Origin of the sequence: Mongoliibacter sp. (assembly GCF_007692705.1) — a bacterium.
GTDB lineage: Bacteria > Bacteroidota > Bacteroidia > Cytophagales > Cyclobacteriaceae > Mongoliibacter.
Window position 1 is genome coordinate 19,190 of the sequence record NZ_REBN01000177.1, and the last position, 12,910, is coordinate 32,099.

At 39.8% G+C, this 12,910-nt stretch carries 12 protein-coding genes, 2 tRNA genes and 1 pseudogene; 9 read left to right on the top strand and 6 right to left on the bottom strand.

The genetic code is table 11. The features are described 5' to 3' along the window. Positions 1-56: 56 nt before the first annotated feature. Positions 57-129, top strand: a tRNA-Gly gene (locus tag EA341_RS12485). Positions 130-198: 69 nt separating this feature from the next. After that, positions 199-282 (top strand) — tRNA-Leu (locus EA341_RS12490). 33 nt (positions 283-315) lie between these two features. Here the strand turns inward: EA341_RS12490 and EA341_RS12495 are convergent. From EA341_RS12495 to EA341_RS12505, 3 genes are all read right to left on the bottom strand, one after another. Further along, complete coding sequence (locus EA341_RS12495; RefSeq protein WP_293014931.1) at positions 316-780, bottom strand: nucleoside triphosphate pyrophosphohydrolase family protein; 465 nt, start codon at positions 778-780, stop codon at positions 316-318. A 90-nt stretch (positions 781-870) separates the two neighbouring features. Beyond that, positions 871-1,647: a hypothetical protein gene (locus EA341_RS12500; protein WP_293014934.1), complete on the bottom strand. Its 777-nt coding sequence runs from the start codon at positions 1,645-1,647 to the stop codon at positions 871-873. A 242-nt stretch (positions 1,648-1,889) separates the two neighbouring features. Beyond that, positions 1,890-2,663 carry a superoxide dismutase gene (locus EA341_RS12505; RefSeq protein WP_293014937.1) on the bottom strand — a complete coding sequence of 258 codons (774 nt, stop codon included), beginning with the start codon at positions 2,661-2,663 and terminating at the stop codon, positions 1,890-1,892. 192 nt (positions 2,664-2,855) lie between these two features. On the opposite strand from EA341_RS12505, the gene dapF reads away from it, so the two are divergent. From dapF to EA341_RS12530, 5 genes are all read left to right on the top strand, one after another. Then, entirely contained in the window at positions 2,856-3,641 is a 786-nt protein-coding gene (dapF, locus tag EA341_RS12510; RefSeq protein ID WP_293014940.1) for a diaminopimelate epimerase, read from the top strand. Between the two features lie 102 nt (positions 3,642-3,743). After that, entirely contained in the window at positions 3,744-7,121 is a 3,378-nt protein-coding gene (gene secA, locus EA341_RS12515) for a preprotein translocase subunit SecA (protein WP_293014943.1), read from the top strand. Between the two features lie 16 nt (positions 7,122-7,137). Further along, positions 7,138-7,683: a hypothetical protein gene (locus tag EA341_RS12520; RefSeq protein ID WP_293014946.1), complete on the top strand. Its 546-nt coding sequence runs from the start codon at positions 7,138-7,140 to the stop codon at positions 7,681-7,683. Then, positions 7,664-8,851, top strand: a complete 1,188-nt coding sequence (locus EA341_RS12525; RefSeq protein ID WP_293014949.1) for a M20 family metallopeptidase — start codon at positions 7,664-7,666, stop codon at positions 8,849-8,851. The genes EA341_RS12520 and EA341_RS12525 overlap by 20 nt, the downstream gene beginning before the upstream one ends. A 212-nt stretch (positions 8,852-9,063) precedes the next feature. Then, entirely contained in the window at positions 9,064-9,840 is a 777-nt protein-coding gene (locus EA341_RS12530) for a S1/P1 nuclease (RefSeq protein WP_293014951.1), read from the top strand. Between the two features lie 121 nt (positions 9,841-9,961). Here EA341_RS12530 and EA341_RS12535 read toward each other — a convergent pair whose 3' ends face one another. After that, positions 9,962-10,435 carry a YcxB family protein gene (locus EA341_RS12535; RefSeq protein ID WP_293014953.1) on the bottom strand — a complete coding sequence of 158 codons (474 nt, stop codon included), beginning with the start codon at positions 10,433-10,435 and terminating at the stop codon, positions 9,962-9,964. 169 nt (positions 10,436-10,604) lie between these two features. Here EA341_RS12535 and EA341_RS12540 point away from each other — a divergent pair, with 169 nt between their 5' ends. Continuing rightward, positions 10,605-10,835: a hypothetical protein gene (locus EA341_RS12540; protein WP_293014955.1), complete on the top strand. Its 231-nt coding sequence runs from the start codon at positions 10,605-10,607 to the stop codon at positions 10,833-10,835. On the opposite strand, the gene EA341_RS12545 is transcribed toward EA341_RS12540, so the two are convergent. Next, entirely contained in the window at positions 10,832-11,251 is a 420-nt protein-coding gene (locus EA341_RS12545; protein WP_293014957.1) for a Fur family transcriptional regulator, read from the bottom strand. The two genes, EA341_RS12540 and EA341_RS12545, sit on opposite strands and share 4 nt — an antisense overlap. Positions 11,252-11,459: 208 nt before the next feature. Between EA341_RS12545 and EA341_RS12550 the strand changes: the two genes are divergently transcribed. Continuing rightward, entirely contained in the window at positions 11,460-12,578 is a 1,119-nt protein-coding gene (locus tag EA341_RS12550; RefSeq protein ID WP_293014959.1) for an NAD(P)/FAD-dependent oxidoreductase, read from the top strand. Positions 12,579-12,586: 8 nt separating this feature from the next. Here EA341_RS12550 and EA341_RS12555 read toward each other — a convergent pair. Beyond that, a pseudogene (locus EA341_RS12555) lies at positions 12,587-12,910 on the bottom strand (ubiquinone biosynthesis protein UbiA); the annotation flags it as partial.

Sequence of the window (12,910 nt, forward strand, 5' to 3'; positions counted from 1 at the left end):
CTTTGCACACACAAATGACGGAGACGAAAGGTCAAAGTCAAAATGTTTCTTGAAAAGCGAGAGTAGCTCAGTTGGTAGAGCACGACCTTGCCAAGGTCGGGGTCGCGAGTTCGAATCTCGTCTCTCGCTCACAAAAAGGCCCTTTACATAAGGGCTTTGTTGTTTAAGAATAAGTAGCTCCGGCATAGCCTGAGTGAAGCCGGGATGGTGGAATTGGTAGACACGCAAGACTTAAAATCTTGTGGCCTCACGGCCGTGCGGGTTCGATTCCCGCTCCTGGTACAAAGCCTCACAGAAATGTGGGGCTTTTGTATTTTATTTTAGGAACTTTTCCAGGTCTGCAGGAGAATAATAGATAGACTTTAAAGTCTTCCTATCTCCAGCACGGTACACCAAATACAACTCACCCTCTTTTTCAAAAAAACACTCCACCCCCTGACTTTGATAATGGGCTTGAGTGGCAAGAGCTTCCTCTTCACTTTTACAGGCCTTGCTCATATTGGAACGCTGTACTTCATCAAACAAGTCCTTGAATTTTTCACCTAATCCAAATTCCAAAATGGCTCCGGAAAGCACATATTGGATATCACATAGGGCATCTGCTATTTCCACGATGTCCTTATTGGCAACTCCCTCTTCCAATTCCCTCAACTCTTCCGCAATCAAAGATATCCTCAAATTGCACCTAGACTTATCGGGGATTTGAGGACTTGGCAATACCGGGTGTTTAAATGTTTGATGGAATGCTGCTACTGAAGAAAGGCTCTTTGGATCCTGCATAATATTATCTTTTTTGGAGTTTTTTGATAGTTCCAAAGAAAACAAAAAAGGCCGGAAATTCCGGCCTTTTTTCTGTTGTTTTATGATGGTTTATTTCTTCTTAAAACTTACGGCTGAAGAAATATTACTTTCTATTTGGGCCAATATGGCAGCATTTTCATCTTCACTTCCAGGTCCGATCTCTATCATTCCATCCGCATTGCTATCTACTGCTGCAGAAAAATCAATCCCTTCAAAAAGCTTGTTTAAATTAAACACAACCTCCATAGCGGTGTCCCCGTCTACCATTACTCCATCTTCATCGGCAGATTCTGCTGTAATCAACATTTCCTGATCCAACCAAATCGATGCATCATCTCCACCTATCTGTCCACCGATCCAAAGAGACTTATCCTTCATTGTTTCTGAAGTTTCGGCTGTTGTGTTTTTGTAAAGCCTAAAATCTATTTCCTGGTAACTCCCATCAGGAGTTTCACCCTGTGCCACAGTTTCAGATTGAACATTCCCGGATGACATCAAGACCAAGGTTTGCTCCTTAGATGCATTGGTTTGAAGAGAAGTATTCACAGCAGTATTTAGCGTTATACCACCGAGACCAATTCCTGCCAGGATATCTGCTTTCGCAGCATAACGCATTTCCACTTCTTTCATTCCTACTTTAAAATCAGTTGTTGAAAATCCGTTTACAATGATTCTTTCAGTGAGCTCAGGTGGATTTGAGTTTTCACCTTCCACAGTAGCAGAAAGTGAAGCACTGCTTTTTGGTTCATCAAAAGTTTCACCCTGATCTTCTGAACAGGCCCATCCAAACAGGGCTATTGAGGCAATCAAAAATCCTTTTCTGAAATTCTTCATAGTATTTCTCATAATAAATTATAGTTGGTTTATGCTCTCACACTTTGCAATGCCTATGCCATTAAAGGGGTAAATACAACCCAAAATCTATGGTATTTGGGCCTTTTTTATGTGAAAAATCAACATTTCCCCACAAACCAAAAAAAGCGGCCCATAAGAGCCGCTCTAATGTGTATTAGAATCTATTATAAAAGTCTAGCCAAGCAACTGGCCTAATTTATCTTCAAGAATATCCCCTCAGGGATTAATTATTTTTACTTTTCGGTAAGAGTGTTATACCTATTGCTCACTTCATCCCAATTTACCACATTCCAAAATTCTGATACATAGTCAGGCCTTCTGTTCTGGTAATTGAGGTAATACGCATGTTCCCAAACATCAATTCCCATCAAAGGAATACCTTGAAAATCTGATAAATCCATCAATGGATTATCCTGATTGGGCGTAGAGCCTATCTGTAGGAGGTTATTTTTGTCAATCACCAACCATGCCCAACCTGAACCAAAACGACTCTTGGCAGCGTCCTCAAACTTTGTTTTGAATTCATCAAAACTTCCAAATGCACCATTAATTGCTTCTCTCAAATCGCCGCTTGGCTCTCCACCCCCATCTGGAGACATAATTTTCCAAAACAGCTCATGGTTATAATGCCCTCCTCCGTTATTCCTCATTTTGGTGGAGTACTTGGATATATTCATCATTACCTCTTCCAAAGGTTTTCCAACGTCAACTCCTTCTTCAGAAGCAGCGTCTGCAAGGTTATTGGCATAGGCTGCCGCGTGCTTGGAATAGTGAATCTCCATGGTCATGGCGTCAATATGTGGCTCTAATGATGCATAATCGTACCCCAACGGAGTCTGCTCAAAACCGGTACTTAACATCTGTACTTCTTCTTCTGACCCACCTTCTCCACAGGCAGTCAAAAAGGCTGAACCTATGGCACTACTGCCTATTCCAAGCATTAAGGTAGCCTTTGAACTGTGGCTTAGAAATGATCTTCTTGATACGTTAAAAGTCGTCTTTTTCATATAGGTTGGTTTTTTTAGAATGATATATTCATACACAACAACTTCCAATTTAAGTAATTCGGTCTGATTAAAAAACCGAAAGTAAGACAATACGTCTGTTTTTATGACAAGTTGGTTATGTTTGCAAAACCAATAAATCTTGGATTGGTTTTTGAAAATAATGTTATGCCCTAAAATAAAGGGAGTTCAACAATGACAATTTCTTTCTATAAATATCAAGGTACAGGCAATGATTTTGTAATGATTGATGACAGGACTGAGGCTTTTCCTGAAAAAGACCTATCACTTGTCAAAAAATTATGTGACCGCAAATTCGGTATTGGAGCCGATGGTTTAATCTTGGTCAGAAACAAATCAGGCTATGATTTTGAAATGATTTATTTCAATGCAGACGGAAGTCAAAGCATGTGCGGAAACGGTGCACGATGTGCAGTAGCTTTTTCCAAATTTCTGGGAATAATCGATTCGGAAACACATTTTCTGGCTATTGATGGTGCCCATGATGCCAAAATTGAAAACGATATAGTCTATCTTAAAATGGGCAACGTCTCGAGCTTATCCAACGCTGGTAAGGATTATTTTGTGAATACCGGATCTCCACATCACGTGAGATTTGTAGAGCAGCTTGATAATTATCCCGTTAAAGAAGAGGGTTCCAAAATACGTTACGCTGAAAGCTATAAACCTTCAGGGACAAATGTCAACTTTGTAGCCGTAATAAATGAAAATGAAATACATGTCAGGACATACGAAAGAGGGGTGGAAAATGAGACATTATCCTGCGGTACAGGTGTCACTGCATGTGCCCTCGTTTATGGCTCAAGGAATGAATTGCGAGAAGTTAAAATCAAAACTCCTGGTGGAAACCTAAAAGTCAGGTTTACTGAAAATACTGATGGCAGCTTCCACCATATTTTCTTGATAGGTCCAGCCAAACAAGTCTTTGAAGGTAAGATTTCCCTTCAGACTGAGGGCTGATTACAACACTGAATCCAAAGCCTTTCCCATAAGAACATTAAAGGGATTACTATTATTAATAAAAACGCCGTAATTTTAAGGCCCAATTATATAAACTGAATTATGTTAGATTTTATAGCCAAAGGATTGGCAAAAGTATTCGGAACAAAGTCTGATAGAGATATAAAGGAATTTACCCCGAAGGTAGCACTTATCAACGAGGCTTTTCAAAAGTTACAGCCATTGTCCGATGAGCAGCTGAGGGCAAAGACCGCTGAAATCAAGTCCATCATCAATGAGGACTTGAAATCTTTCGATGATAAGATTGCTGAATTTAAATCACAGATAGAAGCTTTGGCACCTGACAAGGTACATGAGAAGGACGCTCTTTTTACCGAAATAGAAAAAACCGAAGCTGAAAGAGATGAGGAACTTGAAGTGGTTTTGGACAAAGTCATGATGGATGCTTTTGCTGTCATGAAAGAAACAGCCAGAAGATTTAAAGAAAACGGGAAGCTGGTGGTAAAAGCAAACCTCAAAGACAAAGAGCTGGCTGCAAAAAAGGCAAATGTTGAGATCAATGGCGATGAGGCCATCTGGCACAATAAATGGATGGCAGCCGGCACCGAGGTTATCTGGGACATGGTCCACTATGACGTTCAGTTGGTGGGTGGTATGGTATTGCACAAAGGTAAAATTGCGGAGATGGCAACAGGTGAAGGTAAAACCTTGGTTTCTACACTTCCCGCTTATCTCAATGCTCTTGCCGGAAGGGGTGTTCATCTGGTTACGGTCAACGATTACCTGGCCAAAAGAGACTCCGAATGGAATGCTCCACTTTTTGAATTTCACGGATTGGATGTGGACTGTATTGACAAATATCCTCCAAACTCGGATGGCAGAAGGAAAGCGTATGCCGCAGACGTTGTTTATGGCACCAACAATGAGTTCGGTTTTGATTACCTGAGAGACAATATGGCCCGTAATTCGGACGACTTGGTACAGAGAAAATACCATTTTGCCATGATTGATGAGGTTGACTCCGTATTGATCGATGATGCCAGAACACCACTGATCATTTCGGGACCTGTTCCAAGAGGAGATCAGCATGAATTTGCTGAAATGAAACCGAGGGTGGCAACATTGGTTGACGAACAAAGAAAACTTGTTCAGGGATATTTGACGGCAGCCAAGAAACTTATCGCTGAAGGAAATGAAAAAGAGGGTGGTTTGGCACTTTTCAGGGCATTCCGAGGAATGCCTAAATACAAGCCATTGATTAAATACCTTTCAGAACCTGGAATAAGGGTTATCCTGCAGAAGACAGAAAACTTCTACCTCCAGGACAACAAAAGGAATATGCCTGAGGCAGATGAGCCACTTTTGTTTACCATTGAAGAAAAAACCAATGGTATTGAGCTTACGGACAATGGTATTGAGGTTATCACTACCAAAAATGAAGATCCTACCTTTTTTATCCTACCGGACATTGGTGTGGAAATCGCCGAAATGGAGAAAGATCCTAATATCGACGACAAGGAGAAGCTCATAAGAAAGGAAGAAATCATTAAGGATTACGGTATAAAAGCTCAGAGAATCCACACTGTCAACCAACTTTTGAAAGCTTACTGTATGTTCGAAAAGGACACAGAATACATCATTGTCGATTCAAAAGTCAAGATTGTCGATGAGCAAACAGGACGTGTCATGGAAGGCAGAAGATATTCTGACGGTCTACATCAGGCAATAGAGGCCAAAGAAAATGTCAAGGTTGAAGATGCCACGCAGACTTATGCTACTGTTACCCTTCAAAATTACTTCAGGATGTATCACAAGCTTGCCGGAATGACCGGTACAGCTGAGACGGAAGCTGGAGAATTTTGGACCATTTACAAATTAGATGTAGTAGTGATTCCTACGAATAAGCCAATTATCAGAGATGATAGGGAAGATAAGGTTTACAAGACAGTAAGGGAGAAATTCAATGCGGTAGCTGACGAAATCGTAGAATTGACCAATGCAAAAAGACCTGTACTTGTGGGCACCACCTCTGTTGAGATTTCTGAACTATTGTCAAGAATGCTTACCATCAGAAAAATCAACCACCAGGTCTTGAATGCCAAACAACACGCCAAGGAAGCAGATGTTGTAGCCGAAGCCGGAAAACCAGGCACAGTAACCATTGCCACCAACATGGCAGGCCGGGGTACAGATATCAAACTTACCAAAGAATCCAGAAGCGCAGGTGGACTTGCCATAGTCGGAACGGAAAGGCACGAATCCAGAAGGGTAGATAGACAGCTAAGAGGTCGTTCAGGACGTCAAGGAGATGTAGGTTCTTCACAGTTCTTTGTTTCTTTGGAAGACAACCTCATGCGTATGTTTGGCTCCGATAGGATAGCCAAGCTTATGGATCGCATGGGCTTAGAAGAAGGTGAAGTCATACAACATAGCATGATCACCAAATCTATAGAGAGGGCCCAAAGAAAGGTTGAAGAAAACAACTTCGGAGTCAGGAAAAGACTCTTGGAATATGATGATGTGATGAACTCCCAAAGGGAAGTTGTCTACAAAAGGCGTAAAAATGCCTTGATGGGTGAGCGTCTTGAGCTTGACATTTTGAATATCATGTATGATGTTGCTTTTGACCTTGTACAGATGGGCAAAAGTACAGAAGACACCGAAAACCTCAGAATGAATATTTACAGCTCTCTGGGAATTGATCATCAATTCTCTGAAGACGATATCAAGTCTAAAGATCTCAATGTGTTGACCCAAGAGCTTTTTGATGCAGCATATAAACACTACACAGAGAAAAGTGAAAGGATTTTGGTTAAGGCCATGCCGATCTTACAGGATGTGTATACCAACAGAGGTGCTACAGTTAAAGAAATCATGGTACCGATTACTGACGGTCTCAAGCAGATTGGTGTAGTAATCAACTTAGAATCTACAGTCAATAATGAAGGCAGAGACCTGATAAGGGCCATAGAGAAAAATGTCACCCTGGCCATCATTGACCAAAACTGGAAAGAACACCTACGCGATATGGATGACCTGAAGCAATCAGTTCAAAATGCCGTGTACGAACAAAAAGACCCCTTGTTGATTTATAAATTTGAAGCTTTTGAAATGTTTAAACGCTTCGTAGGTAAACTCAACGAAGATACAATCTCTTTCCTAGCAAAAGCAGAATTGCCTACACAGGATCCAAATCAGGTAAAAGCAGCCCAAGCACCAAGAAGGGATGATACCAAGGTAACCGCTTCAAAAGAAGAAGTGGGGAGCACTTTAAACCCAGGATCCAATAGACAAGCTGCTGCTGCAGTAGCCAACCGAACTGCTGCACCTCAGGTAGTCGCTCCCAGAAAATCTGAAAAGGTCTATGGAAGAAATGACAGAGTCACTGTACAATATGCAGACGGCAAAAAAGTGTCAGATGTGAAGTACAAAAGCGTAGAACAAGACGTTGAAAGTGGTAAGTGCGTCATTATTGATTAAAGAAAATAGCACCCTTATGAAAAGATCTTTAGCTGCCATCGTACTTCTCGTTTCTTTCACGAGTTCTTGTGCCTTATTCAAAAAATCCGGACCAAAAGCCGATGAATTTGCTGGCTATTCAGAAGACATAAGCAGCGAAAGGATAACATTTCCAGCACTTGATGAGCAAGCCAAGAAGATAATCGAAGAAGCTCCCAAGCCTGGAGAAGGTGCCGTGGATAATGATTTGGAATATGCACTGGCGGCTTTTAAGGACAAAAATAAAGGTGAAAGATACTGGAATGGCTTTACAATTTTAATTTACAGTGGTGTTGACCGCGAACAGGCCTTTAAAACCAGGGATGAGATCCAAGAAAAATTCCCAGAAATCAAAGCAGAAATGCAGTACCAGCAACCCAGGTATTTATTGAAAGTAGGTAAATTCATCAACCGTGTTGAAGCCCAGCCCAATTACCATGTACTCAAAGAAGAATTCCCAACAGTACGTATCATTCAAGATAGGTTCCAGAGGGAAGGTTATGTAAATCCAGACCCCGTAGAGGATGTTGAAAGACCAGATTAAGAACTTAGCAAAAGCATATAAATCAGAATTCATTGCTCTTAGGAGGCACCTCCATAGTAATCCCGAGCTCTCTTTTCAAGAATATAAGACTGCGGAATTCGTGGAAGAAAAATTGAAATCTTTTGGGATACTCAAGTTAGAAAGGAAAGCAAATACCGGTATTGTAGCCTTGATTGAAGGAAAGAATCCAGAGAAAAAAACCATCGCTCTTAGAGGTGATATGGACGCCCTCCCAATTATTGAGCAAAACGAAGTAAGTTATAAATCCAAAAACCTAGGTATTATGCATGCCTGTGGTCATGATGTACATACTGCATCTCTTTTGGGTGCCGCTAAAATTCTCAGTGAAATAAAAGACAAATTAGAAGGTACAGTAAAACTGATTTTTCAACCCGGAGAAGAACTTATTCCTGGTGGTGCATCCTTACTGATCAAAGAAAATGTCCTGGAAAATCCAAGGCCTTCAGGTATCATAGGCCAACATGTGATGCCTTTGATTCCTGTAGGAAAAGTAGGATTCAGGTCAGGAATGTACATGGCCAGTGCTGATGAACTTTACATTACGATTACCGGAAAGGGAGGTCACGGAGCCATGCCTGAAACATTGGCTGATCCAGTATTGATGGCTTCTCATATGATCGTGGCTTTACAACAGGTGGTTAGCAGGAATGCATCTCCGAAAATTCCATCTGTTCTTTCATTTGGAAGGGTGGAAGCTCTTGGTGCAACCAACATTATACCAAATGAAGTCAAGATTCAAGGCACTTTCCGAACCCTCAACGAAGAATGGAGAGCAAAAGCCCATATTCAGATGGTGAAGATTGCTACAGGAATCGTAGAAGGAATGGGTGGGGAAATTGATTTTGAGGTCCGTAGAGGCTATCCATTTCTTAAAAATGCCGAAGTGCTAACAGAGAAAGCAAAAAATGCAGCCAAAGATTATCTTGGAGAAGAAAATGTGGAGGACCTAGATATTTGGATGGCCGCTGAAGACTTCTCCTATTATACACAGGAAATAGATGGCTGTTTTTACCGTCTTGGCACGAGAAACGAATCAAAAGGAATTACTTCAGGTGTCCATACGCCCACCTTTGATATCGACGAAGATGCTATGGAAATCGGGGCAGGACTGATGGCATACCTTGCTGTTAATGAATTGAACTCCTAAATTGTCCAAGTATAACGATAACATGAAATGAGTGAAATACGGATGAAATTTAATTCTTTAAACAGTCTTTTGACGAAATTTTAAAAATTATATCAACCCTGTTTCTAAAATATTTCAATCTTATTTCTACTGTATTTCAACGCTATATACCATATTTCAATCTTACTTCTATTGTATTTCAACCCTATTTCCACAATATTTCCTTTCAAAAAATGAAAATTACCAGACAATTAACCTTGGCCTTCCTTTTGGTCATCAGTACGCAAACAAGCTCTTTTGCATGGGGTGCTATAGGCCATTATGTGATAGGCAAACTCGCTGAATGGCATATGAAACCTGAAACTGTAGAAAAGGTGGAGGCAATTCTCCAGAATCAATCCATCTCAGGTGTGGGAATATGGATGGATAACATCAGAGCCGATAAAAAGTATGACTACACCAACACATGGCATTGGGTCACTACAGTAGACGGGGAATATGATCCCAGTATTCAAGAGGAAACGGGAGATGCTTACTCCGCTTTTTTGGAAATTAAAGAAAATTTAAAAAAAGGTGGACTAAGCCCAGAGGAAGAAAGAGATCAGTTGAGGTTATTGATTCATATTGTTGGGGACCTGCACCAACCCTTTCATGTTGGCAAACCCGGAGACAGAGGGGGAAATGATGTGAAAGTAAGCTTTTTCAACAAAGAGACTAATATTCATGCAATTTGGGATTCAGATATGATTGCCAATAAAAAAATGAGCTATTCTGAAATTGCCCATGAACTGAATAAAAGGATTACGCCAGAACTGAAAGAAGAGTATACAAGCAAAACCCCGGCAGACTGGTTGAGGGAAGCTGCTGCCATGAGGCCTGATATGTATGACATTCCTGAAAATAACAGAATAGGCTATGAATATATTTATAAACATTACCATCATACAGAAGAAAGACTTACCGCGGCAGGAATAAGACTTGCGGACATATTAGAAGAAATTTATGGATAAGTTTCAGTTTTGAAACCGTAATTTTAAAGCTGGCCATTTTGGGCTGGCTTTTTTTAGTCAAAAAAAAAGACCAACCTAGCTGATAAAACTTGATTGGTCTCTTAGAAGAACAAAACTTGCATTAGGCCGTAAAGCCTTTTCTCTTCAAAATCGTCTCCATAAACTTTCTCTCATTTTCAGAATTGAATATCCTGAAAGGCAGGTGAATAAATTGTGCTTTGGACATGGTCAATATGAAAGCATCTTTTTTGATTTCAGCCTTTTTGATCATGTCCCATTTAACTGGCATTCCTTGTTTGGTATTAATTTTCATTAAAATCTGCCTGCTATCAATTTCATATGCCATTCTTTCAAAAATAGCCTTATTCTGTTCCATTTGGGTTACACCCGCAAATTGAATTACCCAAAATAACCAGTACAATACATAAGCTAAAATAGCCATACTAATCCACCACCATGAGGCTATCCAAAAATAACCGGATGCTATGGCCAATGCTATCAATACTACCCACCATTGTTCCTTTAAGATATTTCCCAAACCTATTTTGATATAGGTACCTGTGTCAAGTTGATATTTTTTAGTTTTTACTATCATTTACATATTTTTTTTCAGAGCGCAAATATCCTATTATCTGCCCTATTTCACAAATCAATCACAAATGCTTCTAAATTTTTATCAAAATAAGAAATCAATATGCTTTGTAAAGGGTTAATACTTTGACTTCTATAATGAAATGTGTTAAATTAAAGGAAATTTTAGTGATATGAGTAGCTTGGTTGTAGATTTAGTCTTGTGCGGTTTAGCCTATGTGGTGTTGATATACTTTGTCGCTACTTTAACAAAACCGAAGATTTCGAGGAAAGGAGATAACAATGACGATGGGGATGGGGGTATAGAAGACTACACTCCTCCGAAAATAGATTTGCCCCCAGGGATCATTTGGCCTTCCGATGGCCCAAAATCCAAAACCCCTACAGAACCCTTAGAAGCTTAATTGCACTTGTCGCAAACTCCAGTTACCAAAAGACTCATTTCTTTGTTAACGAACCCTTTGGGTAAACTCACTTTCGGTAAAGTAGCTTCTTCCAAACATTTGATCTTCCCACAGATTTCACACTTAAAATGAATATGTTCATGGTCATGATGATGAGTGCCATCCGAATTATGAGAACATAGCGCATATTTGGTAGCTCCGGAATCATCCAATACTTTGTGGATCAAATCGCTTTCAAGAAATGTCTTCAGCGTCCTGTAAATAGTAACCCTATCATAGTTTTCCTTGAGAATATCTTCCAAATCCGCATGAGATAAAGCACTTTGCTTGTCAGAAAAAGTACTAAGAACTGCTTTGCGGCAATTGGTAATTCTCAACTTATGTTCTTTTAGGATTGTTACGGGATTTGGAGACATGGTCTTTCGTTTTCAATAGGTTGTAAAAATAATTAATATTTTGGGAATCGAAACTTTTTGATGCCTAAGTCCAGGTTATGACAAAATTAAAAGGAATACCGTTCTAAATCCCCAACTATAAAACCTAAATTAAATTATAAGGTTATTGTTCAAACCCGCTTTTGTAAGAAGAAGGGATATATTTAAGCCAATATGAATATTATTTAAAGTGATATACAAAGAAATTATTATCATAGGTGGTGGCTTAGGTGGCCTAATAGCAGCCCATCAACTTGCAAAGGCAGGAAGAGAAGTGCTAGTCATTGAGAAAAAACGCTATCCGTTTCACCGGGTCTGCGGAGAGTATATTTCCAATGAGGTCAAAGATTTTTTAAACAAAGAAGGACTGTTTCCCCAAGATTTTTATCCCAGTAATATCACGCAATTCGAGTTGGGTTCTATAAAAGGGAACTTGGCGAACATATCTCTGGATTTGGGTGGATTCGGAATTAGCCGATATGTCCTCGACCAGTTTATCTTTGAAGAATGTCAAAAAGAAGGTGCTGAGTTTATGCTGCAGGTTCAAGTAGAAGAGGCAGATTATGATCCCAAAATTGAGCAGTTTCAGTTACTGTTAAGCGATGGCAGACAATTGGAATGCAAATATTTGATTGGGGCCTTTGGGAAAAGGTCCAAGTTGGACAAAAGTTTAGATAGGGAATTCATGCAAAAGCGAAGTCCATTCATTGGCGTGAAATATCATATCCAGACTGATTTCGATGCCGATAAAGTAGCACTTTACAATTTTGAAGGGGGGTATTGCGGTATCAATCAAATCGAAGAGGGGAAATTTAACCTTTGTTATTTGGGTAACTCACAGCATCTTAAAAAGTATGGTAGTGTAGCATCACTTGAAGAAAATGTGCTTTGTAAAAATCCACAACTTAATCACCTCTTCAACAATTCAGATTTTTTATTTGAAAAACCAGAAGTGATTAACGAAATAAGTTTCGAGCCAAAACCTTTGATAGAAAATCATATTTTGATGATTGGTGATGCTGCTGGACTTATCACCCCCCTTTGCGGCAACGGCATGGCGATGGCTATACATTCAGCCAAAATACTTTCAGAGTGCTTATTGAAGTTTTCTGACAGGAATCAGATCGAAACAGAATATTCACGCATCTGGAATAAGAATTTCAAAAGCAGATTATGGATAGGGCGAAGAGTTCAATGGCTTTTCGGGTCAAATGCTTTTTCTGAATTATCAGTTTCGCTCATCAAAAACAATAAACTCCTTGCTAAACAAATTATAAAAAGGACACATGGAGATGTCATTGAAGTATGATTGTTTTTTCACATGACTTGTAAGATCTGGGTATTTTCCAGAAAGTACCAGACGAAAAAAACATTTAATGACAAGCCGGATATCCTATTCATCCACATCACCCAATCATACGTCACATTCTTTTCGGGTTCTTTTTTTACGAAATAAAACCATATCAAAAAATATAAAACCACAGGTAGCATTGCCATCAAAAACCCGAAAAATGCCAGCTCTTGATTTCGGCTGAGGAAAAACCAGGCAAACAAAACTCCCGTCAATAAAAACCAGATAGATGAAAATAAGAATGTCCCCTGAATCCCAAGCTTGATACTTAATGTCAAGTCCCCCCGCTT

Excerpts from the sequence above, each read along its gene's own strand:
- EA341_RS12495 (WP_293014931.1), bottom strand. The coding sequence starts at position 780 with ATGCAGGATCCAAAGAGCCTTTCTTCAGTAGCAGCATTCCATCAAACA.
- EA341_RS12500 (WP_293014934.1), bottom strand. The coding sequence starts at position 1,647 with ATGAGAAATACTATGAAGAATTTCAGAAAAGGATTTTTGATTGCCTCA.
- EA341_RS12505 (WP_293014937.1), bottom strand. The coding sequence starts at position 2,663 with ATGAAAAAGACGACTTTTAACGTATCAAGAAGATCATTTCTAAGCCAC.
- dapF (WP_293014940.1), top strand. The coding sequence starts at position 2,856 with ATGACAATTTCTTTCTATAAATATCAAGGTACAGGCAATGATTTTGTA.
- secA (WP_293014943.1), top strand. The coding sequence starts at position 3,744 with ATGTTAGATTTTATAGCCAAAGGATTGGCAAAAGTATTCGGAACAAAG.
- EA341_RS12520 (WP_293014946.1), top strand. The coding sequence starts at position 7,138 with ATGAAAAGATCTTTAGCTGCCATCGTACTTCTCGTTTCTTTCACGAGT.
- EA341_RS12525 (WP_293014949.1), top strand. The coding sequence starts at position 7,664 with ATGTTGAAAGACCAGATTAAGAACTTAGCAAAAGCATATAAATCAGAA.
- EA341_RS12530 (WP_293014951.1), top strand. The coding sequence starts at position 9,064 with ATGAAAATTACCAGACAATTAACCTTGGCCTTCCTTTTGGTCATCAGT.
- EA341_RS12535 (WP_293014953.1), bottom strand. The coding sequence starts at position 10,435 with ATGATAGTAAAAACTAAAAAATATCAACTTGACACAGGTACCTATATC.
- EA341_RS12540 (WP_293014955.1), top strand. The coding sequence starts at position 10,605 with ATGAGTAGCTTGGTTGTAGATTTAGTCTTGTGCGGTTTAGCCTATGTG.
- EA341_RS12545 (WP_293014957.1), bottom strand. The coding sequence starts at position 11,251 with ATGTCTCCAAATCCCGTAACAATCCTAAAAGAACATAAGTTGAGAATT.